Consider the following 580-nt stretch of genomic DNA (forward strand, 5'->3'; position numbering starts at 1 on the left):
GCACTCAATTTACCAAACACCTTATGTGAAAAAGTCGATGTCACTGACCAAGCGAGTTTGATAACAGCGATTGAAAAAGCAGAAGCTCAATTTGGTCCAGCTGACGTGCTAGTCAACAATGCGGGTGTAATGTTGCTTGGTCAGATCGACACGCAGGACGCCGCTGAATGGAAGCGTATGTTCGACGTTAACGTGCTTGGTTTGCTTAATGGTATGCACTCCGTACTTGCATCAATGAAAGCGCGCAATAGTGGCACAATAATCAACATCAGCTCTATTGCAGGTAAAAAGACGTTCCCTGACCACGCGGCATATTGTGGTACGAAGTTCGCAGTTCATGCAATTTCAGAAAATGTGCGCGAAGAAGTGGCCGCATCAAATGTGCGTGTTACAACTATTGCACCGGGCGCAGTAGAGACGGAACTGCTTTCTCACACCACTTCACAAGACATTAAAGATGGATACGATGCTTGGAAAGTGGATATGGGTGGTGTACTCGCCGCAGACGATGTCGCGCGTGCAGTAATGTTCGCTTACCAACAACCACAAAATGTCTGTATCCGAGAAATTGCGCTCGCGC

At 47.4% G+C, this 580-nt stretch carries 1 protein-coding gene; it reads left to right on the forward strand.

Annotated features, from left to right (window positions below; genetic code table 11):
• On the forward strand, window positions 1–580 hold a 580-nt coding region (locus tag R8O11_RS29790), incomplete at both ends, for an SDR family oxidoreductase (protein ID WP_318195201.1).

It is taken from the genome of Vibrio sp. 1288 (genome assembly GCF_033344475.1).